Here is a 22,875-nt window from a genome sequence, read left to right as displayed (position 1 = left end):
GCACCGTCCTAATGTGGCGGTGCTTGGTGATCTTGAACCGGAACAGAAGAGGGGAACCACCTTGCCCGACCGGACCGGACTTTTCGGCAGAACGCTCGCAGCAGCGGGCACCGCGGCGGCACTCGCGCTCGCCATGGCCGTTCCCGCGGCGGCCGCACCATCCACCGTGGAGCAGGACGTCGCGCAGCTGTACCAGGACGTCACCGACCTCTACAACGGCTTGCCCGCGGACGCGCTGCGCGGCGTCGACCGGCTCATCGAGTCGCCGATCCCGAAGATCGGGCCCCGGAGCCGGGCCGCGCAGGGCCCGATCCCGGGCTGCACCGAGGGTTCGCTGCTGACGTACGCGAACCAGCTCGCGGCCCAGCTCACCCCGCTCGAGAACCAGGCGTTCGACGCGTTGTCGGGGCTCAGCCAGCTCTACGTCCAGGGCGTCGCGTCCGACAAGACCCCGCAGGTCTTCGGCACCGACGGCCAGTACACCCCGCGCGCCACCGAAACCATCGACAAGCTGCGCGGCTTCTGGGACATCGAGAGCTGGAACATCCAGCTCGTCGCCTGGAAGGGCACCGATCTCGGCAGCCAGGCGAAGATGGCGCAGACCTTCAGCCTCGGCCTCGCGCCGGCGAAGGTGAAGGACGCCGCCGCGCTGGCCACCAAGGTGCTCTACGAAGTGCCGGCGCTGCAGGGCGGCCGCCACCCGCTGCTCACCCTGAACGCGTTCTCCGCCCCGGCCGGCAGCCTCGGCGGCAAGCGCGTGGCGCTGGGCGACGGCCTGCTCGACACGGTGAACCTCCTCGGGTTCGACGACGTCTCGGTGGAGTCCGTGGTCGGCCACGAGTACGGCCACCAGGTCGACTTCGCCCACGAAAACCACCCGCGCAACGAGTCGTCCGAAATGGGCCCCGACGCCTATGGCGGCTACTTCGTCGCGCACGCCAAGGGCTTCGCGTGGAACTCCCGCACCCAGCAGGAGGTCACCTACCTCGATGCGTCCATCGGTGACTGCTTCCACAGCCACGGCACCCCCGACCAGCGCAAGGCCGCGGGCGCCTGGGGCGAGAAGCAGGCGACGAGCCAGGGCAACCCGAACCGGATCGTCCCGTCCGCCACGATGATCGAGAAGTTCCAGAAGGAATACCCGAAGCTGATGCCGCCGGCGACCGACCAGCCGGCCGTCGCCGCGGTGGCCGCCGCTCGCGGCTGAGTTCCGTTTCTGTCAGCGGGTCGTCTCCCCGGAACTGGGGAGACGACCCGCTTTTCCGGGCCGGGCCCGCTCAGCTGAGCACGAACGAGCTGGCCCGGTCCGACCAGTTCGCCGCGAGGCATTTGGTCAAATCGGTGCACCGGTCGATGAACGCCGACGCGGCACCGGTCAGGTTGGTCGGCCGCGACCGCCCGGTGTGCCTTCAGCTTCGACATCGAGTCGAAGCAGACACGTCAACCGCGAACGCGGAGCCGCCGCCGCTGCGCCGCATTCGTGACGTCCGGCCAGATCGGCCCCAGCGCGTCCGGCAGGGTCGTGGTCCGCAACTGTTCCAGCGCAACCATGTCAAGGAGGTCGGTCGTCTCCGGCTCACGGTCGCGAGCTCGCCGGATCATCGGGGCACCCGCACCGGAGAACGCGCGGATGCCGGCCAGGAAGAGCAGGTTGGCGACGATCGACCACCGGCTGTCCACGTCACGCAGGGGTGGTGCGAACTCCACAGTGTGGTCGTGGACAGATCCGCGCTCGCGGAGACGCGGGCCAGCGCGTTCATCTCCGCGTGGGCGATCGGGCTGCCCTGCAACCGGCGTCATCCCAGGCGGAGTTCGAATCCACAGTCACAGCGCGACATCATGGCACAACCTACGCGCCGCCGTGCTTCACCTGCGTGACGTAGGCATTGGACGGCGGCAGGTAGGACAGCACCAGCGCGAGCACCGAGATCGCCGTGCTCACGTAGTTGACGGCGGTTCCCGACGTCGCCAGGAGAGAAGCCACCTGCAGCAGCGTGACGATCGTGAGCACGATCCTCGCCCAGTTCCGGCCGGCCTTCAATTTGAAGCTCAGGAACAGGTACAGCAGCGCGAGCACCACCAAGACCGCGATGCCGAAGGCCTGCGCGATCGTCGCCGAATGCTGGATCTGGTCTTCGGTGAGGCGCGTCCCGCTGGTGTTTCCGGCTGTGCGCAACGCTTCGGCCAGTTCGTCGCGGTAACCGAGCAGGAGTCCGGCGCCCACGAGGGCCGAGAGGGTGGAGACGAGGTAGCCGAAGAACGCCGCCACCAGCGTTCCGGGAGGATTTCCGTGTACCGTTCGCGTTTCCATGCCGCGACGGTAAGCCGTGCCGCGGTGGTGGCACCGGGTGAGCGAGCGGATTTCGGCCTGGGGCATGAGGGGAACGCGGGCGTTCTCATACCGGGGTATGAGCGGAACCGGTCCAGGTGCCCAGCGTGTCCACCAGTCGGTCGATCATCGCCTCGGAGACCGGGCCGAGTTCCAGCATCGAGCGGTAGAAGAGCGGTCCGACGACCAGCGCGGCCGCGTCCCGGGCATCGACGGCGAGCCGGAGCTCACCCGACTCCTGCGCCGACGCCAGCGCGGCGCGGAGCCGGCGGCCGATGGCCTCGGCGGGCTGCTCCGGGCCGTCGGTGGTCCCGGCGTCCACCACCCCCTGGACGAGCGCCGCGGTCACCGCCCGGACATCGGGCAGGTCCAGTTCGTCGGCGAGCGACCGCAGCTGCTGCCTGAGCCACGTGCGCACGGGTGGGACGGGCTCCCGGAAGAACGGCAGCCGGACCCCGGCCATCGCGTCGCCGAGCAGCGTGCCCGGCTGCGGCCAGTGGCGGTACACGGTCGCGCGCCCGACTCCCGCGCGCGCGGCGACGTGCTGGTGGGTGACGGCGGCCGGGCCCTCCTGCAGGAGGAGTTCGCGGGCCGCGGCGAGGATCGCCTCGCGGCTGCGGGTCACGCGGGGGTCCGGGGAGTCGGCCATGCGGACATCTTATGAGACAGCTTGACTCAGAAGTAGTCGAGGGTGCACAGTCGAACTGTGAGACAAAGTGACTCAAAACTTTCCCGCCTGGTCGTCCTCGGCGCCACCGGCGGAACCGGCCGGGCCGCCGTCGACGTGGCCTTGCGAGCCGGGCACGAGGTGACCGCCGTCGTGCGCCGGGAAGGCGCGCTGCCGCCGGCCCCCGGCTTGACCGTCGTCCTGATCCCCGACTTCACCGAAGCCGACCGGCTCGCCGCCGCCATCGCCGGTCACGACGCCGTCATCAGCGCGCTGGGGACCACCGCGCGGGGACCGGTCACGGTGTGCACCGTCGGGGTCCGCGCGGCCTTGCTCGCGATGAGCCGGACCGGCGTGCGGCGGCTCGTGGCCGTCAGTGCCCACGGCGCCGCCGAAAGCCGGGATCGCTCGTGGTATTCGCTGCTCCTGTGGGCGAGCGTCGGGCACAAGATGCGGGACAAGGAGTCCATGGAGGCGCTGATCCGGGCCTCCGGCAGCGACTGGACCATCGTCCGCCCGCCCGCGCTGAAGGACACGGCACCGACCGGCCGCTACCGCACCGGCTCCGATTCCGTCGTCCGGCTGACTTCGGCCGTCTCGCGCGCCGATCTCGCCGACTTCCTCGTGCGCGAGGCCGTCGAACCGGCGTACCTCCACCAGACCCCGCGGATCCTCGCGTGAGCGCCGCAGCGGTCCCGGTGGACCTGCGTGGCCGGGTCGCGCTCGTCACCGGCGGGACCGGGGGAATGGGCCGGGTCATCACCGCGGAACTGGCCCGGGCCGGTGCGCACGTCGTCACCACCAGCCGGGACCCCCGGCGCGGCGAAGTCCTGCGGCAGCAGGTCGCGGCCGAGATCGGCGACGACCGGGTGGAGGTCCTCACCGGCGACCTCGCCGTCCGTCGCGATCTGCACCGGCTCGCCGCCGAGTTCGCGGAGCGCCACGACGCCTTGCACCTGCTGATCAACAACGCCGGCGCGCACTACCGGCACCGGTGGCTGACCCCCGACGGGGTCGAGGCGCACCTGGCGGTCAACCACCTCACCGCGTTCAGCCTCACCTACCTGCTTCGCGAGCAGCTGTTCGCGGCAGCGCCCGCGCGCGTGGTCAACGTCGTCTCGGCGACGATGTCCGACGTGCGCCCGGTTCCCCTGCCCGGCCGGCCGCGCCCGGTCTCCCTCGACCTCTCGGAGGTCACCGACGTGCGGCAGCTCAACCCGGAGTCGGGGTTCGCGCCGTTCGCCGCGTACGCCCGGGCGAAGCTGCTGACCACGATCTGCGGGTACGCGTTCGCCGACCGGTGGCGCGAGAAGGGTGTGAGCGTCAACGCGGTGCACCCCGGCATCGTCAGCACGGGCATCGTCGACGACATCACGCCCAAGGTCCTCGCGCCGTTCCGGTCGCTGATCCACCGGCGGCTGCTGACTCCCGAGCAAGGCGCCTCGGCGGCGCTGCGCCTGGCGGTCGACGCCGACCTCGCGGCGACGACCGGTCAGTACTACGTGCGGGAAACGCCGGCGCGCTCGCCGGAAATCTCCTACGACGCCGCTACTCGCGCCGCGGCTTGGCGGCTCAGCGAGGACTGGGTGACGTCGCCGGCCTGATCGCCGCCCTCGGCATCGGCGGTAATCTGGTCCCCGATGCAGGAAACCCGCCGGCTGTCGTCCGCTGAATCCGGGGAGACGACGCCTCGGGGTGGGGGCTGGCTTCCGCACGGCTACCACCTCGACACGCACTCGCACCCCGACGGCCAGCTCGTGTACGCGGCCGCCGGGGTCTTGGCGACCACCACCGCGCGGGGGACCTGGGTGGCGCCCGCCAGCCGGGTGACCTGGACGCCGCCGGGGTTCGCGCACTCCCACCGGTTCTACGGGCCGACCGATGCCCGGCTCGTCGCCGTTCCGGCGGGGGAGTGCGGCGCGCTCGGGGCGTATCCCGGCGTGTTCGGCGTCAGCCCGCTCCTGCGGGAAGCTCTCCTGGCCCTGACCGGCGGGCACGGGCGTGGGCCGGACGCCGAGCGGCGGCTGCGCGCGGTGGTGCTCGACGAGCTCGGCGAGACCCCCGATCAGTCCCTGCACCTGCCCGAGCCCCGCGACGACCGGCTGCGCGTCGTCACCGAGCTGCTGCGCGCCGATCCCGGCCGGGCCGCGACGCTGGCGGAGCTGGGCCGCGCCGCGGGGGCGAGCGAGCGCACCCTCAGCCGGCTCTTCCACGCCGACCTCGGCATGAGCTTCCACCGGTGGCGCACCATCCTGCGCATCCACCACGCCTTGGCCCACCTCGCCGACGGGCAGTCGGTCACCGACACCGCGGTCGTGTGCGGGTGGTCCAACCCCTCGACCTTCATCGAGGCGTTCACCGCCGTCGTCGGCCAGACTCCGGGCCGCTACCAGGCCGGCCTCCGCGGAGAAGACTGACTTGGCGGGTTTCCGGTGTCCGCTGACCGGATACCGGTGGTCGGCACCCCCTCCCCGAAGCCACTGTGGTGAGCACAGTCCTTCGAGGAGTACGGGAACACATGAACCAGACAGCCGAAGACACCACCGTGGTCATCGTCGGCGGCGGCGTCGCCGGGCTCGCGCTCGGCAACTTCCTGCTGCGTAGCGGAATCGCTTGCGTCATCCTGGAAAAACACCGGCGCGAGCACGTCGAACACCGGCAACGAGCAGGCTCCCTCGACCCCCGCGGGGTGCTCGTGCTGCGGGAGTGGGGGCTGGGCGAAGTCGTGGAAGGGAGTGTCGGCCACGATTCTTCCGACGCGGGGATGCCGCTGCTGATCGACGGGCAACGGCACTTCTGGAAGATGACCGAAGACGACGTCGACGGCGCCTTCTGTCCGCAGCAGATCCTCGTCCGGAACCTCATCGAGGTGTTCCTCCGCGACGGCGGCGACCTCCGCTTCGAAGCCGAAGACGTGGCACTGCAGGGGATCGGCACCGAACGCCCGCAGGTGAGCTACCGCGACGCCGCGGGGGAGAGGCGGGTGCTCGGCTGCGACTTCGTCGCCGGTGCCGACGGCTACCACGGGGTCAGCCGGACGGCCGTGCCCGCCGACGTCCTCACCTGCGACACCCACGAGTTCGGGTATGCCTGGCTGACCGTCATGGCCGAGGTCCCGGCGGATCCCCCGGCGGTGCTGGCCGTGCACTCCCGCGGCTTCGCCGCGCAGATCACCCGGGGCCCGAACGCGAGCCGGTTCTACCTGCAGTGCCCGGTGACCGACACCGTCGGGCACTGGCCGGACGAACGCGTCTGGACCGAACTGGGAACCCGGTTCGGCGCACCCGTGGCCCGGGAAGGGCCGATCACGAGCAAGCAGGTCGTGCCGCTGCGCGGGGTGGTGTTCAGCCCCATGCGGCACGACCGGCTCTTCCTCCTCGGGGACGCCGCGCACCTCATCTCCCCGATGAGCGCGGAGGGGATGAGCCTGGCGCTCCACGACGCCGAGGTGTTCGCCCGTGCGGTCGTCCGCCAGGTCGAGAACGGCGATCCCGGTCTGCTCGACAGCTATTCCGACACCTGCCTCGGCCACACCTGGGAGCGGCAGGCCGCCGCGGTCTGGATGACCGACACGATGCACGACTCCGGTGACGCCTCCTACGCGGGCGGGTTCCGCAAGCGGATCGCCCGGAGGAACCTGGAGAGCATGGTGGCGGACGGCTGAGGGCTACCCCACCGACGCGCGGTGCCGGCCCAGGGCGCGGTTCTCCACGACCAGGAACAGCCAGTTCAACAGGTTGCCGAGGATGCCGACCAGCGCGATCCACGCCCACACCGCGGACAGGTCGAAGCTCTGGCTGGCGAGCTGGAACTGGTAGCCGATCCCGTTCGTGGCGCCCACCAGCTCGGAGATCACCATGAGCACGAGGGACAGGCCGAGCGCGATCCGCATGCCGGAGAAGATCTTGGGCAGCGACGCCGGGAGGACGACGGTGACCAGCAGCCGCGTCGGTGAAGTGCCGTACACCCGCGCCGTGTCGACCATGACCGGCTCCACCGACTGCGCGCCCTGCACGGTGTTCAGCAGCACTGGCCAGATCACGCCGAACACGATCGTCGCCAGCTGGACCGGGGTGCCGATCTTGAACAGCACCAGGAAGACCGGGAGCAGGGCGGGGGCCGGCAGCGCGCGGCCGAAGTTGATGATGGCGTCGGCGTAGTCGAGTCCGGCGCGGGACCGGCCCAGCACGAGACCGAGCGTGACGCCGGTCGCGCCGCCGATGAGCCAGCCGGCCAGCAGCCGGCCCAGGCTCGGCACGATGTTCTCGATGGCCACCGTCGTCAGGAACAGGTGGCTCGCCGGGCCGGAGAACCACAGTTCGTGCATCTTCCCGGCGATCTCGACCGGGGTCGGGAAGTACGTGTCGTCGAAGTACGCGGTCAGCGCCTGCCACACGAGCAGGCACCCGGCGAACACCGCCCACCGCTGGACGGCCCCGGCCACGAGCCGGGCCGGTGCCTCGGTCCGCCCGGTCATCGCGGCTCCCCGGGCGCCCACATGACGAACTTCCGTTGCAGCGCCGAGAACACGCTGTTGCTCAGGTACCCGACGACCCCGGCGACCACGGCGCCGGCCAGCACGATGTCCAAGCGGCCGCTCTCCTCGCCGTAGCGGATGAGGTAGATCCCGATGCCCCGGTCACCGCCGAACACCAGCTCCGTCGAAACCACCACCAGCAACGCGAACGTCGCCGCGATGCGCAGGCTGGTGATCGCGAACGGCACCACGTCGGGCAGCTTGACCCGCAGGAGGATCGCCAGCCGGCCGAGCCCGAAGGACCGCGCGGTTTCGATGTACCCGCGCTCGACTTCGCCGAGCGCGTAGACGATGTTGAACAGGATGGGCCAGGCCGCCGCGTAGGCGGCGAGCATGATCTTGGTTTCCGGCCCGTCCATGAGGATGACGGAGAACAGCGGGAACCACATGATCGCCGGGATCGGCCGCAGGAACTCGATCACCGCGCCGACCGCCGTGCGCACCGGCGGGATGCTGCCGAGCAGCAGGCCGGCCGGGACGGCGACCAGCACGGCGAGGCCCACCGCGATCAGCCAGGCGAGGAGCGTCGCGACCAGGTCGAGCAGGAACTCGCGCTCGCCCAGCATCCGGACCAGCGCGACGACGACCTCGGACGGGGGCGGGAAGTACTCCCGCGCGATCACGCCGGAGCGGCTGAACCCCTCCCAGCCGAGGAGGAGCACCGCCACTCCGGCGAGGCGACGGAGGAACCGGCGCACCTACGACGCCGGCGCCTGGTAGATCATCGGCCCGACGTCGAACTTCTGCTTGAGGTCGCCGTAGGTCAGCATCAGGTCGGCGACCTTCTGCAGCCGGGCCTGGTCGACCGAGGTCGGGAAGACGCCGGCGCCGACCGCGTTCGCGACGCCCGGCTCGAGCTTGGCGTAGTCCTGCAGGGTCTTCCGGACGGTCTGCTGGTCGGCGAGGTCCCCCTGGCCCTTGGCCATGGCGCGGGCGAAGGCGGCGGTCGTCTTCGGGTTGTCCTTGACGAAGTTCGCCGGCGCGACGTAGCCACTGATCGAGAAGTCCGCGACCGGCCCGATCGCCCGGTCGGCCACGACCTTGACGCCGAGCTTCTGCTTGGCCATGGTCAGGTTCGGTTCCTGCAGCGACATGACGTCGATCTGCCCGGTCTGCAGCGCGTTGAGCGCGTTCGCGGTCGGGATGACCTTGAACTGGACCTGAGCGGGGTCGGCCCCGTCGGCCTTGATGACCGCCTTGCTCGTGAGCGTCACGTTGCCGACCAGCGCGTTGACGCCGACCGACTTGCCCGGCAGGTCCTTCGGCGAGGTGATCGGGGACTGCGGCATCGCGACCAGGGCGGTCATCCCCGGCTTGGCCTGCAGGCCGTCCGCGACCGTCCGGATGTCGGCCGCCCCCTCCGCCTGGGCCGCGATGAACGACGACCAGTTGCCGAAGGCGAAGTCCAGCTCGCCCGTCTTGAGCTTGGGCACCGCCTCGGTGGCGCTCTTGATGGTGACCAGCTCGACCTGCAGGCCCTCGGCGCCGAAGTAGCCCGCGCTGCGGGCCCGCTCGAAGCCGGCGATGTCGAGCAGCTGCGGGATGATGCCGACCTTGACGGTGGCCTTCTCGACCTTGTCGTTGCTGCCGGCGTCGTCGTCCGACCCGCCGAGCAGGCCGCACCCGCCCAGCGCGGTGACGGCGACAACGGTGACCGTGGCGGTGATCCACCGCTGGAATGTGCGCATGACAATCCCTCCCTCGATCCCGAGAGGGGAGAATACCGGTTTGTTGTCGCCCGACTCGGCGAAAATGCGAAAATAACCGACCTGACCGAGGAGGGGACAGCAATGCCCAAAACGGACGAATTTCGCCCGGAGAACAGAATCGGCGCGGTCCTCGTCAGCTCGCGCTCGCTCGACGAGTACCGGAGGATGTTCGCTCTCACCGACGCCGACCTCGCCGGGCGCGTCCTCGACTGCCCCGGCGGCGCGGCGAGCCTGACCGCGGAGGTCACCGCGGCCGGCGGGAACGCGCTGGCGTGCGACCCGGTGTACGAGCGTCCGGTCGAGCAGGTGCGGGAGGCGGCGCTGGAGAGCCTGGGCCGCGGGTACGCCTACCACCAGGCCAACCCGGACGAGTACGTGTGGACGTACTTCCGCGACCCGGACCACTACCTCCAGGCGCGGACCCGGTCGGTGGAGCTGTTCGCGGCCGACCGGGCCGCGCGCCCGGAGAACTACGTCCAGGCCTCGCTGCCCGCGCTGCCGTTCGCGGACGCGCAGTTCGACCTGGTGCTGAGCTCGCACCTGCTGTTCAGCTACGCCGACCGGCTCGACCGCGAGTTCCACGTGGCGAGCCTGCGCGAGCTGGCGAGGGTCGGCCGCGAGGTCCGCGTGTTCCCCTTGGTGCCGATGGGCCTGGCCGAAAACCCGGAGCTGGCACCGGTGCGCGCCGAGCTGACGGCCGCCGGGCTGCGCACGACCGTCCGGCCCGTGGACTACGAGTTCCAGCGCGGCGGCGACGCCATGATGACGATCAGCCAGGCCGGTCGGGATTAGCGCGCCGCGACGTCGACGATCCAGGTGACGCCGAAGCGGTCGGCCAGCATCCCGAAGGCGGGCGCCCACGGGGCCGGGCCGAACTCTTCGATGACGGTGGCGCCCTCGGCGAGGCCCTTCCACACCGGGGAGACCTCGTCGACGGTCTGCCCGCGGACGGAGAGGAAGAACGGCTCCCGGGTGATCGTGGTGCCGTTCTCACGGCGGGTGGTGGGGGCGGCCGGGGTGGCCGGGCCGTCCGAGCCGGGGACGTCGTAGGCCATGACGCTGAAGCCGTTGCCGGCGGTGACCTGGCCGAACACGACCTTGCCGGCGTCGGGCAGCTCGGCGGGCATTCCGAAGTCGCCGTAGGTGACGATGGTGGCCTCGCCGCCGAAGACCGACCGGTAGAACTCGAGGGCTTCACGGGCCTGGCCGGTGAAGTTGAGGTGGGCGACAGCGTTGAGCGACATGTGGTCCGGTCTTTCTCGAGAGATTCCGCGGCCGGAGGTTTCCGGCGACAGGACCTACGATGTCGGCAGTAGCGGTCAGGGAAAGTCCGCTTCTCGTGGCACCCCTCGAATTCATGCCGGCCGGTTCGTCAGAACCGGAACCGCACGATGCGGGTCGACCGGGTCATGCCCGGCAACAGGTTCGGGAGGCGATACACGCGCCGGACGTTCACGGGCGCCTTGGCCATCAGCACCGGTGAATCGTTCATCGGTGTCTCGTCGACGTAGCCGAGCCGCGGGTGCTCCCGCGGCGGCAGGAACCGTTGCCGCAGCTCGATGATCCCGGGGTAGTCGAGGTCGTACCAGCCGACGGTGGCGGGCGGGTCGATCCGGTACACCCGGGCGTCGAGGCCGCAGCCCAGGTGCAGCACCGCTGCGTCGGGGTGCTCCGCGAGGAAGCCCCGGGCCGCTCGGCGTACTCGTCGCCGAGGATCGGGTCCGGCAGGCGGTGCGGCACTACTCTCGGTTCGGGGCTCCGCGAGGTCAGGCGCGTGACTGGGAGGACGGATCGCTATGGGTGGCCTGCTGGAACAACTGATGAGACGAGCCGACGCCAACGCGCGCGCCGAGCTGGAAGCCTACGAACGCGAGCTGCCGGAATACCGGGTCCGCGCCGGGGATCCGCGGTCCCGGGCGGAGATGCTGGACTACGCGGTGTGGTTTCGCCGCCACACGGTCGAGCTGGTCCGGGAAAGCCGCCGGCTTTCCGAGGAAGACCTTTCCTTCATCGGGGACATCGGCCGGAAACGCGCCGAGGAAGGGCTCTCGACCGGGGCGGCGCAACAGGTCCTCGCCTTGCACGCCACTTTGATGCTGCGCGAGATCAACGAAGTCGCCGAAGGGGACGACCTGGAGGAGCTGCTGCGCCTCACCGCCTGGTTCGGCGAGCAGGGTGCCCGGGGCAGTGGCCGCTACCTCGACGGGTACCTGGCCGCGCAGCGGCTCCGGCTCTCGGTGGGAAAGCGGTTGCGCGATCTCGTCGACCTGCTGCTGGCCGGCGACCTCGCGGCGGCCGGCGTCGCGCGGGACCTCGGTGTCTGCCTGCACGACCACTACTTCGTGGTGGTGATGGTCTTCCCCGGCCGCCCGCCCGGCCGCGCCGACGACACCGACGACCTCGTCGAGTCGGCATTCAAGCTGCACGCCGTGCCGATCGCTTGGCGAGGGCCCGAGGAGCTGCTGGCGCTGCTGCCGGCGTGCGCTCCGCAGGAGACGACGGCGGACGACGCGCTGCTCGTGGTGCGCGACATCGCCGAGGCGGTGGCGGGATCCTGCCGCGTCGGTGTCGCGACCGGGCCGGCGGGCCGGCTGCCCGAGACCGTGGCCGTGGCCCGCCAGGTGGCCGAAGTCGCGCCGGTGCAGCGGATTCCGCGCGCGTTGCCCGGAATCGAGGATGTTTTCGTCGAGATCGGCGTCGGCCGGGTGCCCGAGGTGGACCAGTGCTTCGCGACGTCGCGCGGCGGCTGGCGAACGGCCCGGACCTCGTGACGACGCTCGATGTCTATTACCGCAACGACATGAACCGGCTCCGCTCCGCCGTCGCGCTGCACATCCACCCCCGCACCCTCGACTACCGCCTCCGGCGGGTGCGAGAGAGCACCGGGGTCGATCCCGCGTCGACGAAGGGAATCCGCATCCTCACCGCGGCGGTCGCCCGCCTGCTGGCCGGCGCGTGGGCCTGATTGCGCATCGTGTCAACCGGCCGGTCGGCGCGACGCGCGGATTTGCGCTCTGTGCCAACGAATTTCTCCGGGGGCGATCGTTAGGCTCACGGGGATCGCCGCGGCCGGGCCGGTCGCATTGCCGGCCAGCGTGCTGGCGTCCTGTCCGGCGAATTCGGTGTGCCTGTACGAACACAAGGACTTCGGGGGAACCGTGCTGGCCATCCCGGCCGGTGCGGCCTACGCGGACCTCCGCGCCTTCGCCTGTCCGGGATGCCGCAGCTCCAAGCACAACAACAACGACGGAACCTGGTCCGACCAGTTGAGCTCGTGGGTCAACAACACGGCACAGGTGTACTGCTGGTACTGGGACGAGAACTACGTCGGCCGCAACAGCACGGTCATGAGCGCGGGCACCGCTCTCGCCTACGTCGAGAAGAACCCGAACGACCAGGCTTCCTCCATCGGTCCCTGCTGAACCACCGCTTCACGAGATCGCCACCACGCACCGGCAGGCGCCGGCCGCGTGGCTGACGTGGACCGGGTCGGCCGGCGAAAGCTCCTCGTGGCCCTCGTTCCCGAAATCTATCGTGATGATGTCGGGCGAAGGTGGGGCGAGCACGGTTCCCCGCCGGACCCGGCGGCTGCCGGTCGCCGGGTCCGGCTCGCCGAACACCAGCACCCGGTCGCCCTCGGCGAAATGGTCCCAGTAGCCGCCTTTCGGGGTGCACGCGAAGAGTTCCGCGCTGCGCGACTCGGACTGCACGACTCCTCCTGACGACGGGTGGGGGATACCGGGCACGGATCCGCCTGCTTGGCCGATGGTACACATACTTGCTGAGTAACACGCAAGTTAGTTTGGTAGGCTCGGCCCATGACGACCGTCCGCCGCACCCAGCAGGAACGCCGGGACCAGGCCGAGGCCGCGTTGCTCGCCGCGGCCGCCGAACTGGTCGTCGAACAGGGCGTGCGCTCGCTGACCTTGGCGCGGGTCGGGGAACGCGCCGGCTACAGCCGCGGCATCGTCACGCACCACTTCGGCGCCAAGCAGGCGCTGATCGAGCGGCTCGCCCGGGCCACGCAGGCCGGGTTCGTGCCGGGCCTGGACGACCTGCCTCCCGGGCTCGACCGCCTACTGCGGCTGATCGACGGCTACCTCGGTGAGCTCCGTCGGCTCGGCGTCTTCAACCAGGCTTTCCTGCTGTTGTGGGCCGAGGCCGCCACGCAACCCGACCTGGCCCCGATCTTCCGTGAGCGGGACGACGCCTTCCGTGCCGACCTGCGCGAAGACGTCGCGGCCGGCATCGAGGCCGGCGTCATCGATCCCGGCCTCGACCCGGACGACGTGGCGATCGCCGTCGTCGGGCAGCTGCGCGGGATCGCCTTGCAGCGGCTGCTGGATCCTCGCGGTGTCGATGTCGAGCGGGTGCGCCGCAGCGTCACCGGCTGCTGGCGCCGGGCGCTCGCCCCGGCGTAGGCGCTGACGACGTCGTCCCGCGGTGCTGCTCGCAGGGCGAGCAAAAGTGACAGAAGGCTCCCTATTGACACGTATGACAGTCTTTTTCCAACTAGATGTCCATCGTGTTGCCTTGGTTGCCGGTGGGCAGCGGTCTCCCTGGGGAAGGACTCGTTCATGCGCGCAGCTCGCCGTGCCGCGGTCATCGTGTTCGGCGCCGTCGTCGGCGCCACCTGTCTCGCACCCGCGGCGCCGGCGGCTCCCGCCGCGCCCTGGGTGTCGGTGGACGCGGACGACTACTACCAGGACGCGGCCGGCAAGACCGGCGCCGAGCTCAAGACCGCGCTGCACGACATCATCAGCACCAACACCAAGCTGACCTACGACCAGGTGTGGGACGGGATCAAGGCCGCCGACGAAGACCCGGCGAACCCGGCGAACGTCGTCCTCCTCTACAGCGGCCGCTCCCAGGCGAAGACCGCCAACGGCGGTGAGCCCGACGACTGGAACCGTGAGCACGTCTGGGCCAAGTCCCACGGCGACTTCGGCACCGCCACCGGACCGGGCACGGACCTGCACCACCTGCGCGCCGAAGACGTCTCGGTCAACGCCGAGCGGGGGAACAAGGACTTCGACGCCGGCGGCTCGCCGGTCGACCAGGCGCCCGGGAACCTCACCGACGACGACTCCTTCGAGCCGCGCGACGCGGTCAAGGGCGATGTGGCCCGGATGGTGCTCTACATGGCGGTCCGCTACGACGGCACCGAGGGCTACCCCGACCTCGAACCCAACGACAGCGTCGACAACGGATCGGCGCCCCACATCGGCCGCCTGTCGGTGCTGCTGACGTGGAACGCCCAGGACCCGCCGGACGCCGCCGAGCAGCACCGCAACCAGGTCGTCTACGACCAGTTCCAGCACAACCGCAACCCGTTCATCGACCACCCCGAATGGGCCGCTTCGATCTACGGTTAAGCCGCCGCGGTCTTGACCTCGATCCCGGTCGAGGTTCGCCGTGGGCATCGCGACGCCGTCGATGCCGCCTGCCGCGCCAAGTGCGGGCGCTTCGGTCACGCAACGGTGGGAACCAGGTGAACGCCTTGGCTGCCGTCAGAATCGGGAACCGAGAACGTGATCCACGGCCGCGTGCAGGGTCTCGGTTTCGGTGGCCAGGATCGACTCCTCGGAGGGCAGGGCCCGCGCGATGGAGAGTCCATTGAGGACGGTCATGAGGAACCGGGCACGCCGGCCGTTGTCGCCCTCGGCGAGCGCGCCTTCGGTGCTCAGGACGGTCAGCCAGTACTCGACGCGGCGTTGCCCTTCCCGCTCGATGGCGAGGTACGCCGCGCGGGTCTCGTCGGTCGGTTCGGGCGCGATGTAGGTCTTGAAGATCTCGCCCCAGCCCGCTCGTGCTTGTTCGCCCACGCCGGCGAGAGCGAGCACCTGCCGGAGGCAGTCGATCAGCCGGTCGCGCGCCGTCGCCGATCGGTCGTGGATCCGGTCGCCGGGGGCGACCACGTCGTAGATGCCGGCGAGCACGGCGTCCTGCAGCGCGCGCTGCGTCGGGAAGTGATGCCTGAGCGAGCCGGTGCTCACCCCGGCGCGGGCCGCCACCGCCCGCACGCTGAGCCGCGCGCCCGGATCCTCCCCGAACATCGCCATGGCCGCCCGAAGGACCATGTCCCGGCTGCTGAGACCCGTCTCCTGGTCCGCCATCGACACCTCTCTAACACGCTGTACTAATACACTGTGCTACGGTCACGGCCGACCGCACTAGCACAGTGTATTAGAAGCGAAATGGACGTGCGCCCATGCACCGCCTCCGCAGGCCGTTCCAGCTCATCCGCGCCGACCTCCGGGCGTATCTCCTGGTCAACGCCATCGTCTACGGAGTGCTGCTCCTCGGCATGGCGCTGGGGACGCTCTTCCCGGACCTGCACGCCGCGCGGGTCGCCTCGTTCGCGGGCGGCGAGCAGGGCGCGCTCGTCAACGCGGTGATCGGCAACGGGTGGGTGTTCGGCGTGGTCATCTTCCTCGTCAACGTGTTCCCGACCGCGCTGCTGCTCATCACCCTCCCGTCGCTCGTGGTCCCCTTCGCCGGGCTCGTGGTCTTCGCGATCAAGACGATCGACCTGGGTGTCACGCTCGCTCCCGTCGACGCGACCTCGCGGCTGACCCTGATCCCGCACTCCCTCACGCTGCTCATCGAGTTCCAGGCCTACGCGCTCGTGATGTTCGGCGCCTACCTGCTCGGCAGGTCGTGGCTCCGGCCCGCGACAGCCGACGCTCCCACTCGCCGGCAGGGGTATGTGCGGGGCCTGACCCGGCTCGCCTGGCTCTGGCTCCCGGCGCTCGCCCTCTTCGTCATCGGCGCCGGGTACGAGGCCGTCGAGATCTACTTCCTCGTGCCCCTGGTGCTCGGATCCTGATACCCCGTTAGGAGAAACTGTCATGCACGAATGGAACCGACGTCGCGCGGCGAAGCGGGTGAAGCCCGGTACCGGGCGGGAACTCAAGCCGTTTCGCTGGTGGCAACCGTTTTCGCGATCCCTGTACTCGCTCGCACCCAGGCGTGATGACGGGCAGCAGCCGAAGTACGTCGTCGACGTGCACCATCGGCGGCGGATCTTCGCGACCGACGGCAAGGGCACCGCCGACCTCTACCTCGACGGCCGTCATCGGGCCGAATCCAAGCTCCCGGCCGTCTTTCCCGTCCCGGGTGGCGCGATCGAGGTCGCGGAGTCCCGGTTCGGGCTGAAGCGCTGCCACTACGTCGCGGCGGGCGGGGAGGAGCGTCCGCTGATTCCGGAGCGCACCTCGGCCGAAGGACGCCGTGCGCACCTCGCCCGCGCGCATCCCGCGCTGAGCCGCGTCATCAGTGCCACGTCGGTGACCCTGCTGGTGATCTCGGTGCTCCTGCTCATCCCTCAGCTCATCGAGGTCGCCTTCAAGCTGCCGCCGGTCGCGGCGCGCCTCGGGACCTTTGTCTCGCCTGTTTCGCTTCCGGCGTGGCTCAACTCCGTGGTCGGCGCCGGCGCCGTGCTGGCCAGTGCCGAACGCGCACTTCGTCTGCGCCACAACCGGTTCCTGGACACCGTCGGGTAGCTCTCGGCCTACGCGACCGCGTCGGCGCAGCTCATCGCCGAGTCCGGTGCGGTGCGCCGGAGGTGGGCATCACCCCAGACCCGGACGCCTTCGACGACGGGCAGGAGCGTCGTCCCGTAGGGAGTGAGCCGGTAGATGACAGGGGCCGGGACCGGTCCGGTCACCACGCGTTCGACGAGTCCGTCGGCTTCGAGCTCGCGCAGCTGTTCGGCCAGCACCTTGGGCGTGATCGGTGTGCCTCTGCGGCGGAGGCCGGCGAAGTGGGTCTCTCCGTGGGCGAGCCAGTAGAGCAGGGTCAGCTTCCACTTCCCGCCGATCGCGGCGAACGCCGCGGCCATCGGGCAGCCGGGCAGCGGGTTGGGGCGCGAGGGGTTACCTGCAGGTGCCTTCTTGTCCATGGCGGTGCTCCACTCGGATAGTCGGACCATGACCGTGCCACACAGACGAATCATGATCGCATGCCTTTCCGCCCTCCTGCTGGTCGCGACGGCGGCGTCGGGCGATGCCTCGACGCCGCCCGCGTCGTCGACAAGTGCCGACGGCCAACGAGACTTCGAGTGGGAGATCGGCACCTGGCGCAGCACGGTGCGGGTCCTCGCCGAGCCGCTCTCGGAATCCGCGGACCAGTGGCTCCAGTTCGCGGGCACCAGCACCGTGCGTCCCCTCCTGGACGGGCGGGCGAACGTCCTGGAGTTCGAGGTCTCGGGCCCGAACGGGAGCATCAACGCCCTCAACATGCGGTTGTACGAGCCGCAGGCGCAGCGGTGGAGCCTGACCTTCGTCAACATCCGCGACGGTCTCCTCACCCCGGCGGTGTACGGCGGGTTCCGCAACGGAACGGGCGAGTTCTACGGCGACGACCAGCTCGACGGCCGCCCGATCAAGGTGCGGTTCCTCATCTCCCGCCCGGGCCCCGACGAGGCGAGGTTCGAGCAGGCGTTCTCGGCCGACGGCGGAAGGACGTGGGAAACGAACTGGCTGGCCGTGGATCGCCGAATCCGCCGATGAAGCGAAACGCCGCGACGGTCATCCGCCCAGTGCGACGTGGAAGATCTTCTCGTTGCTGTTGTCGGGGATGCTGTCCTTGTCCCCGTTGTTGGTCGTCGTCAGCCACAGGCCGCCGTCGGGGGCGGGTTCCACCGTGCGCAACCGCCCGTAGGTGCCGTTGAAGTAGGCCTGGACGTTCGTCAGGTCGCTGCCGCTGATCACTTCGCGGTACATCCGGGTTCCGCGTTCGCAGGCGACGTAGAGCACGTCGCGGACGATGGCGATGCCCGAGCAGGAACCGTCCGCCGTGGAGTACGTCCGCTTGGGCGCGATGAAACCCGCGGTGCCACACGTCCCGGAGGTGCCTTCGCACGCCGGCCAGCCGTAGTTGCCGCCCTTGGTGATCAGGTTGGTCTCGTCCAGCACCGCGTTGCCGAACTCCTGCTCCCACAACCGGCCCTGGGAGTCGAACGCCAGGCCCTGCGGGTTGCGGTGGCCGTAGCTCCACACCTGGTTGCCGAAGGGGTTGTCCGACGGCACGCTGCCGTCCGGGTTCAACCGCAGGACCTTGCCGTTGAGGCTCGCCTTGTTCTGCGCGTTGTCGCCGTTCTGCGCGTCGCCGGTGCTGGCGTAGAGCTTGCCGTCGGGGCCGAAGCGCAGCCGGCCGCCGTTGTGGAACTTGTTGCGCAGCAACCCGCTGAGCAGGACCTGTTCCGACGCCGTGTCGAGCTTGTCGTCCGCCAGCTTGATCCGCACGATCCGGTTGTCGGACGGCGAGGTGTGCATGATGTAGAGCCAGTGGTCACTGGCGAAGGTGGTTGCGACGGCCAGGCCGAGCAGCCCGCCTTCGCCGTCGGTGTTGTCCACCCCGGGGACCGTCCCCACGCTGGTCTTGGCCCCGGTGGCGGGGTTCAGGTGGACGATGTCGTGGGCGTCGCGCCGGGTGTAGAGGATCGTGCCGTCCGGCAGGGTCACCAGGCCCCACGGGATGTCGGTGTCGGTGGCGATCTGCGTCACCGCGCACACCGAGTCGCCGCAAGCCGCGCCGGTGGTCACGGTCGTGGTCGCGCTGGGCGAAGACACGTTCGCCTGGGCGTCGCGGGCCACCACGTAGTACGAGTAGGCCGTGTTCGCAGCCAGCCCGCTGTCCACGAAAGTGGTCGCGGGCGGCGCGGTGGCGGTCCCGGTGACAGCACCGACCTTGGCGCCGCCACGATAGACGTCGTAGGCCCGGACGCCGATGTTGTCCGTGGCGGCGGTCCAGTTCAGGGTCACCGTCGTGCCGGACGCGCTGCCGGTCAGCTTCGTGGGCGCGCTCGGCGCCTGGGTGTCCGGCTGGCACTGCGGCGGCGTGATCGGCACCGTGGCACTGGCCTGCGAGACGTTGCCCGCGGCGTCCCGCGCGTTGACGTACAGACCCCAGGTCACGCCGCCGACCACGGTCAGGCTCGTCGACAGCGTGCTCCCGTTCACCGACTTCATCTGCTGGCCGTCGTGGTAGACGTCGTAGAACGCCACGCCCACGTTGTCGGTGGCGGCGTTCCACGAGAACGTCACGGCGTCGCAGACCAGGTCGCTCACCCGCGGGTTGCCCGGCACGCTCGGCGGCTGGGTGTCGGCGCCGAGGGAGGTCCGCCACTTCTGGTTGCCGCCGCCGTTGCACGTCCACAACCCGACCAGGGTGCTGTTCGCGGTGCCCGCCGCGGTGACGTCGAGGCAAAGGCCCGACTGCACGCCGGTGATGGAGCCGTCGGCGGTGATCCGCCACTTCTGGTTGGCGCCGCCGTTGCAGGTGTAGATCTGCGCGTCGGCCGGGGAAGTGGTGCTCGCGCCGGCGACGTCGAGGCACATGGTGCCGTCGTACACCCGCAGCTCGCCCGCCGACGTGAACGTCCAGCCCTGGTTGGCCTGCCCGTTGCAGTCGTAGATGTTCACGCGCGTCTTCGCCGCGGTGCTGTTGCCGACGACGTCCAGGCACCGCCCGGAGGCCACGCCGACCACGGTCGAGCCGGCGGCGGCGGTCGCGGTGGTGGCGGTGGGCGCGACCAGTGCGGCGGCGGCGATCACCGCGGTCAGGACACCGAGGCGCAGTCGCCGGCGGATGCTCGAGGAGACCATTCTCCTACCTTTCACGGTGGATCGGCCGGAGACCACGGGACGGGGCGGAGTGCCGCACCACTGTGGGGGGACCGCGACCGGACGTCAAGACTTGTCCGGCTGCTTGTCCGCTCGGTCGGTGAATTGCCGTTGTACGGTGTGTCATATATCAGATCGGACTGCGGGAGGTCTGGTGGAACTCACCCGTCGTCAGGCACTGGCGATCAGCGCGGCCGGCGTGGCCGCAGCGGGATTGCCGGCGCCCGGAATCGCTTCGGCGGCCGAAGCGGCTCCGGTGACCGAGACGATGCTGCTCACCGGCAGCGACGCCGACCACACCGTCGACTGGGACTTCCAGGTCACGGCCGGCCGGCGCGCGGGGGAGCAGGCCACGATCCCGACCCCGTCGAACTGGGAGTGCCACGGCTTCGGCAGCTACCACTACGGCGGGGACCTCGTCCCGGCGGAGAAGGGCAACTACCGGCACTCGTTCACGCCGCCGGCGTCCTGGGCCGGGCGCCGGATCTTCCTGGTGTTCGAGGCCGCCATGACCGACGCCGACGTGCGGGTCAACGGCGTCTCGGCGGGTCCGGTGCACCAGGGCGGCTTCTACCGCTTCCGCTACGACGTGACGGCCCTGCTGCGGCTCGGCGAGCCGAACCTGCTCGAGGTGACCGTCAGCAAGGAGTCGGCCGACAACTCGGTGAACGACGCCGAGCGCCGCGGCGACTTCTGGAACTTCGGCGGGCTCTTCCGGCCGGTGTTCCTGGAGGCCCACCCGGCCGCGCGGATCGACCGCGTCGCGCTCGACGCCCGCGCGGACGGGACCTTCACGGCCCAGATCGCCCTCGCCGGGGTGACCGCGGCGGCCCGGCTGACCGCGCAGCTGCGCAAGCTCGACGGCACGGCCGTCGGCGGGGCCTTTTCGGTCGCCGTGGCGAGCGGGGCCACCGGCGCGACCCTGACCACCACCGCGGCGCAACCATCGTTGTGGACAGCCGAAACGCCGAACCTTCACCAGGTCGAGCTGACGCTCGCGAGCGCGGCCGGTGTGCCGTGGCACAGCACCGTCGAGCGCTTCGGGTTCCGCACGATCGAGGTCCGGACCGGTGACGGCGTCTACGTCAACGGGAAGCGGATCGTCCTCAAAGGAGCGAACCGGCACACCTTCTGGCCGACGTCCGGCCGGGCGTCCAGTCCTCGCCTCGCCCGGCTGGACATCGGGCTGATGAAGGACATGAACATGAACGCGGTCCGGATGTCGCACTACCCGCCGGACGCGTTCTTCCTCGACCTCTGCGACGAGCTCGGCCTCTACGTCCTGGACGAGCTGACCGGCTGGCAGCGCGACTACGACGAGGGTGTCGGCGCGCCGCTGGTCAAGGCGCTGGTGGAGCGTGACGTCAACCACCCGTCGATCCTGTTCTGGGAACACGGGAACGAAGGCGGCTGGAACACCGCGCTGGACGACGACTTCGGGAAGTACGACCCGCAGCGGCGGGCGGTGCTGCACCCGTGGACGACGTTCGGCGGCATCGACACCAGCCACTACCAGACCTACAGCAGCACGGCGAGCAAGGCCGCCGCCGGCACGATCTTCATGCCGACCGAGTTCCTGCACGGGCTCTACGACGGCGGCGCCGGGGCCGGCCTGAACGACTACTGGAAGCTCATGGGCGGCGCCCAGCGCTCGGCGGGCGGGTTCATCTGGGCGCTCGTCGACGAAAGCGTCGCGCGCGACGACCGCGGCGGGGCCCTCGACACGAACGGCAGCCGGGCCCCCGACGGCATCCTCGGCCCGTACCGCGAAAAGGAAGGCAGCTTCTTCACGATCAAGGACATCTGGTCGCCGGTCCAGCTGGCCAGCCCCGCCTACTACGACTCGGTCTTCCCAGCATCGTTCGACAAGACCGTGAAGCTCGTCAACCGGTACGACTTCACGAACCTCCGCACGTGCCGGTTCGGCTGGCAGCTGCTCGCGTTCCCCGCGCCCGGCGCGGGCCCCGGTCACCAGGTCCTGTCCCAGGGCCAGGCCGGCGCGCCGGACGTCGCGCCGGGGGCCACCGGCGCGGTGACGCTCGGCCTGCCCGCCGACTGGACCGGCGCCGACGCGCTGCGGCTGAGCGTGACGGACCCGACCGGCCGGGACGTCGCCGGCTGGACGTGGCGCATCCGCAAGGCGCCGGACTTCGCCGCGCGCCTGGTCAAGCCGGCGACCACGGGCAGCGTCACGGCGGCCGAAACCGCCACCGACGTCACGCTCGTCGCCGGAGCCACCCGGGTCACCGTCAGCAAGTCGAGCGGACGGCTGATCGGCGTGCGCCGCGGCGGCTCGCCGGTGTCGCTGGCCGACGGCCCCGCCCCGGCCGGCGGGACGGCCGCGCTCACCGCGTTCAGCCACTTCCGCGACGGCACCGGCTGGGTCGTGCAGGCCGGCTACAGCGGCGACCTGACGTCCGTGCGCTGGCGCCTGGACGCCAACGGCTGGCTGCGGCTGGAGTACCGCTACCGCGCCACCGGCGACCACGACCACCTCGGGGTGAACTTCGGCTACCCGGAGGGGAACGTGCGGGGGCTCACCTGGCTCGGGGACGGGCCGTACCGCGTCTACAAGAACCGGCTGCGCGGCGTGCAGCCCGACGTCTGGAGCAAGCCCTACAACGACACGGCGACCGGGGCGAGCGGGTTCGGCTACCCGGAGTTCAAGGGCTACCACGCGCGGACCTGCTGGGCGGTGCTGGACACCACCGAAGGCGCGGTCACGGTGGTCGCCGCGGAAGAGGGCCTCTTCCTGCGGCTGTTCACCCCGGCGGTGGGACCCGATCCGCAGAACGCGGTGGTCACCTACCCGGCCGGCGAGATCTCCTTCCTGGACGGCATCGCGCCGATCGGCACCAAGTTCCACGGCGTCGCGTCACTGGGCCCGGAGAGCCGCCCGAACGTGGGCGCGGGCGACTACCACCGCACCGTGTACCTGCGCTTCGACGCTTGAACCGGCGCGCGAACCGAAAGATCGAAGATTCTCGGGAGGGGCTGTCGATCCC

27 protein-coding genes are annotated in these 22,875 nt (G+C 70.5%); 15 read left to right on the top strand and 12 right to left on the bottom strand.

The genetic code is table 11. The features are described from left to right. The first annotated feature begins 61 nt into the window (after nt 1-61). The gene (locus AB0C38_RS25240; protein WP_360677538.1) at nt 62-1,207 is read left to right on the top strand and encodes a M48 family metalloprotease; all 1,146 of its coding nucleotides are present in this window, start codon (nt 62-64) and stop codon (nt 1,205-1,207) included. A gap of 233 nt (nt 1,208-1,440) precedes the next feature. On the opposite strand, the gene AB0C38_RS25235 is transcribed toward AB0C38_RS25240, so the two are convergent. The 3 genes from AB0C38_RS25235 to AB0C38_RS25225 form a co-directional block, all read right to left on the bottom strand. After that, entirely contained in the window at nt 1,441-1,707 is a 267-nt protein-coding gene (locus tag AB0C38_RS25235; protein ID WP_360677536.1) for a hypothetical protein, read from the bottom strand. Between the two features lie 142 nt (nt 1,708-1,849). Next, nucleotides 1,850-2,311 (bottom strand): hypothetical protein, encoded by a 462-nt coding sequence (locus AB0C38_RS25230; protein ID WP_360677534.1) that lies wholly within the window; start codon nt 2,309-2,311, stop codon nt 1,850-1,852. 85 nt (nt 2,312-2,396) lie between these two features. Then, nucleotides 2,397-2,978: a TetR/AcrR family transcriptional regulator gene (locus tag AB0C38_RS25225; RefSeq protein ID WP_360677532.1), complete on the bottom strand. Its 582-nt coding sequence runs from the start codon at nt 2,976-2,978 to the stop codon at nt 2,397-2,399. A 57-nt stretch (nt 2,979-3,035) separates the two neighbouring features. On the opposite strand from AB0C38_RS25225, the gene AB0C38_RS25220 reads away from it, so the two are divergent. From AB0C38_RS25220 to AB0C38_RS25205, 4 genes are all read left to right on the top strand, one after another. Beyond that, nucleotides 3,036-3,677: an NAD(P)H-binding protein gene (locus tag AB0C38_RS25220; protein ID WP_360677530.1), complete on the top strand. Its 642-nt coding sequence runs from the start codon at nt 3,036-3,038 to the stop codon at nt 3,675-3,677. Further along, the gene (locus tag AB0C38_RS25215) at nt 3,674-4,600 is read left to right on the top strand and encodes an SDR family NAD(P)-dependent oxidoreductase (RefSeq protein WP_360677528.1); all 927 of its coding nucleotides are present in this window, start codon (nt 3,674-3,676) and stop codon (nt 4,598-4,600) included. The genes AB0C38_RS25220 and AB0C38_RS25215 overlap by 4 nt, the downstream gene beginning before the upstream one ends. Nucleotides 4,601-4,636: 36 nt before the next feature. Beyond that, nucleotides 4,637-5,413, top strand: coding sequence for a helix-turn-helix transcriptional regulator (locus tag AB0C38_RS25210; protein WP_360677526.1), 777 nt, complete (start codon nt 4,637-4,639; stop codon nt 5,411-5,413). A gap of 101 nt (nt 5,414-5,514) precedes the next feature. Continuing rightward, nucleotides 5,515-6,660 (top strand): 4-hydroxybenzoate 3-monooxygenase, encoded by a 1,146-nt coding sequence (locus tag AB0C38_RS25205; RefSeq protein WP_360677524.1) that lies wholly within the window; start codon nt 5,515-5,517, stop codon nt 6,658-6,660. 3 nt (nt 6,661-6,663) lie between these two features. Here the strand turns inward: AB0C38_RS25205 and AB0C38_RS25200 are convergent, their stop codons facing one another. Genes AB0C38_RS25200 through AB0C38_RS25190 form a run of 3 tightly spaced genes read right to left on the bottom strand, consistent with a single transcriptional unit; the run spans nt 6,664 to nt 9,221 of the window. Continuing rightward, nucleotides 6,664-7,473 (bottom strand): ABC transporter permease, encoded by an 810-nt coding sequence (locus AB0C38_RS25200; RefSeq protein ID WP_360677522.1) that lies wholly within the window; start codon nt 7,471-7,473, stop codon nt 6,664-6,666. Further along, the gene (locus tag AB0C38_RS25195; protein ID WP_360677520.1) at nt 7,470-8,201 is read right to left on the bottom strand and encodes an ABC transporter permease subunit; all 732 of its coding nucleotides are present in this window, start codon (nt 8,199-8,201) and stop codon (nt 7,470-7,472) included. Before AB0C38_RS25195 ends, AB0C38_RS25200 begins: the two co-directional genes overlap by 4 nt. Nucleotides 8,202-8,231: 30 nt before the next feature. Next, nucleotides 8,232-9,221, bottom strand: a complete 990-nt coding sequence (locus AB0C38_RS25190) for an ABC transporter substrate-binding protein (RefSeq protein ID WP_360677517.1) — start codon at nt 9,219-9,221, stop codon at nt 8,232-8,234. 102 nt (nt 9,222-9,323) lie between these two features. Between AB0C38_RS25190 and AB0C38_RS25185 the strand changes: the two genes are divergently transcribed. Continuing rightward, the gene (locus AB0C38_RS25185) at nt 9,324-10,034 is read left to right on the top strand and encodes a methyltransferase domain-containing protein (protein WP_360677515.1); all 711 of its coding nucleotides are present in this window, start codon (nt 9,324-9,326) and stop codon (nt 10,032-10,034) included. Here AB0C38_RS25185 and AB0C38_RS25180 read toward each other — a convergent pair. After that, a complete protein-coding gene (locus AB0C38_RS25180) occupies nt 10,031-10,486 on the bottom strand; it encodes a VOC family protein (RefSeq protein ID WP_360677513.1) in 456 nt (151 codons plus the stop codon). The genes AB0C38_RS25185 and AB0C38_RS25180 overlap by 4 nt on opposite strands. A gap of 128 nt (nt 10,487-10,614) precedes the next feature. Then, a complete protein-coding gene (locus tag AB0C38_RS25175; RefSeq protein WP_360677511.1) occupies nt 10,615-10,896 on the bottom strand; it encodes a class I SAM-dependent methyltransferase in 282 nt (93 codons plus the stop codon). Between the two features lie 166 nt (nt 10,897-11,062). Between AB0C38_RS25175 and AB0C38_RS25170 the strand changes: the two genes are divergently transcribed. The 3 genes from AB0C38_RS25170 to AB0C38_RS25160 all read left to right on the top strand — a co-directional run bounded on the left by AB0C38_RS25170 (nt 11,063) and on the right by AB0C38_RS25160 (nt 12,664). Next, nucleotides 11,063-12,013 (top strand): PucR family transcriptional regulator, encoded by a 951-nt coding sequence (locus AB0C38_RS25170; protein WP_360677509.1) that lies wholly within the window; start codon nt 11,063-11,065, stop codon nt 12,011-12,013. Continuing rightward, nucleotides 11,965-12,207: a helix-turn-helix domain-containing protein gene (locus AB0C38_RS25165; RefSeq protein ID WP_360677507.1), complete on the top strand. Its 243-nt coding sequence runs from the start codon at nt 11,965-11,967 to the stop codon at nt 12,205-12,207. The genes AB0C38_RS25170 and AB0C38_RS25165 overlap by 49 nt, the downstream gene beginning before the upstream one ends. A 130-nt stretch (nt 12,208-12,337) precedes the next feature. Next, entirely contained in the window at nt 12,338-12,664 is a 327-nt protein-coding gene (locus AB0C38_RS25160) for a peptidase inhibitor family I36 protein (RefSeq protein WP_360677505.1), read from the top strand. Nucleotides 12,665-12,673: 9 nt separating this feature from the next. On the opposite strand, the gene AB0C38_RS25155 is transcribed toward AB0C38_RS25160, so the two are convergent. Next, on the bottom strand, nt 12,674-12,952 hold the full coding sequence (locus AB0C38_RS25155; RefSeq protein WP_360677503.1) for a hypothetical protein: 279 nt from the start codon (nt 12,950-12,952) through the stop codon (nt 12,674-12,676). Between the two features lie 108 nt (nt 12,953-13,060). Between AB0C38_RS25155 and AB0C38_RS25150 the strand changes: the two genes are divergently transcribed. Then, nucleotides 13,061-13,663 carry a TetR/AcrR family transcriptional regulator gene (locus AB0C38_RS25150; RefSeq protein WP_360677501.1) on the top strand — a complete coding sequence of 201 codons (603 nt, stop codon included), beginning with the start codon at nt 13,061-13,063 and terminating at the stop codon, nt 13,661-13,663. A gap of 156 nt (nt 13,664-13,819) precedes the next feature. Further along, on the top strand, nt 13,820-14,617 hold the full coding sequence (locus tag AB0C38_RS25145) for an endonuclease (protein ID WP_360677499.1): 798 nt from the start codon (nt 13,820-13,822) through the stop codon (nt 14,615-14,617). A gap of 135 nt (nt 14,618-14,752) precedes the next feature. Here the strand turns inward: AB0C38_RS25145 and AB0C38_RS25140 are convergent, their stop codons facing one another. Next, entirely contained in the window at nt 14,753-15,358 is a 606-nt protein-coding gene (locus tag AB0C38_RS25140) for a helix-turn-helix domain-containing protein (RefSeq protein WP_360677497.1), read from the bottom strand. A gap of 95 nt (nt 15,359-15,453) precedes the next feature. Here AB0C38_RS25140 and AB0C38_RS25135 point away from each other — a divergent pair, with 95 nt between their 5' ends. Both AB0C38_RS25135 and AB0C38_RS25130 read left to right on the top strand, forming a co-directional pair. Then, nucleotides 15,454-16,071 carry a stage II sporulation protein M gene (locus AB0C38_RS25135; RefSeq protein ID WP_360677495.1) on the top strand — a complete coding sequence of 206 codons (618 nt, stop codon included), beginning with the start codon at nt 15,454-15,456 and terminating at the stop codon, nt 16,069-16,071. A gap of 22 nt (nt 16,072-16,093) precedes the next feature. Then, on the top strand, nt 16,094-16,747 hold the full coding sequence (locus tag AB0C38_RS25130) for a hypothetical protein (RefSeq protein ID WP_360677493.1): 654 nt from the start codon (nt 16,094-16,096) through the stop codon (nt 16,745-16,747). A gap of 8 nt (nt 16,748-16,755) precedes the next feature. On the opposite strand, the gene AB0C38_RS25125 is transcribed toward AB0C38_RS25130, so the two are convergent. Beyond that, nucleotides 16,756-17,145 (bottom strand): helix-turn-helix domain-containing protein, encoded by a 390-nt coding sequence (locus tag AB0C38_RS25125; protein ID WP_360677491.1) that lies wholly within the window; start codon nt 17,143-17,145, stop codon nt 16,756-16,758. Between the two features lie 52 nt (nt 17,146-17,197). On the opposite strand from AB0C38_RS25125, the gene AB0C38_RS25120 reads away from it, so the two are divergent. Then, on the top strand, nt 17,198-17,755 hold the full coding sequence (locus tag AB0C38_RS25120; protein WP_360677489.1) for a hypothetical protein: 558 nt from the start codon (nt 17,198-17,200) through the stop codon (nt 17,753-17,755). An 18-nt stretch (nt 17,756-17,773) separates the two neighbouring features. On the opposite strand, the gene AB0C38_RS25115 is transcribed toward AB0C38_RS25120, so the two are convergent. Next, nucleotides 17,774-19,852: a PQQ-dependent sugar dehydrogenase gene (locus tag AB0C38_RS25115; RefSeq protein ID WP_360677487.1), complete on the bottom strand. Its 2,079-nt coding sequence runs from the start codon at nt 19,850-19,852 to the stop codon at nt 17,774-17,776. 172 nt (nt 19,853-20,024) lie between these two features. Between AB0C38_RS25115 and AB0C38_RS25110 the strand changes: the two genes are divergently transcribed. Next, on the top strand, nt 20,025-22,823 hold the full coding sequence (locus AB0C38_RS25110; RefSeq protein ID WP_360677485.1) for a glycoside hydrolase family 2 TIM barrel-domain containing protein: 2,799 nt from the start codon (nt 20,025-20,027) through the stop codon (nt 22,821-22,823). The last annotated feature ends 52 nt before the right edge of the window (nt 22,824-22,875 follow it).

It is taken from the genome of Amycolatopsis sp. NPDC048633, assembly GCF_040650695.1.
Classification (GTDB): domain Bacteria; phylum Actinomycetota; class Actinomycetes; order Mycobacteriales; family Pseudonocardiaceae; genus Amycolatopsis.
The sequence above is the reverse complement of the archived record's forward strand: the minus strand, read 5'-3'. Positions and strand labels throughout refer to the sequence as shown.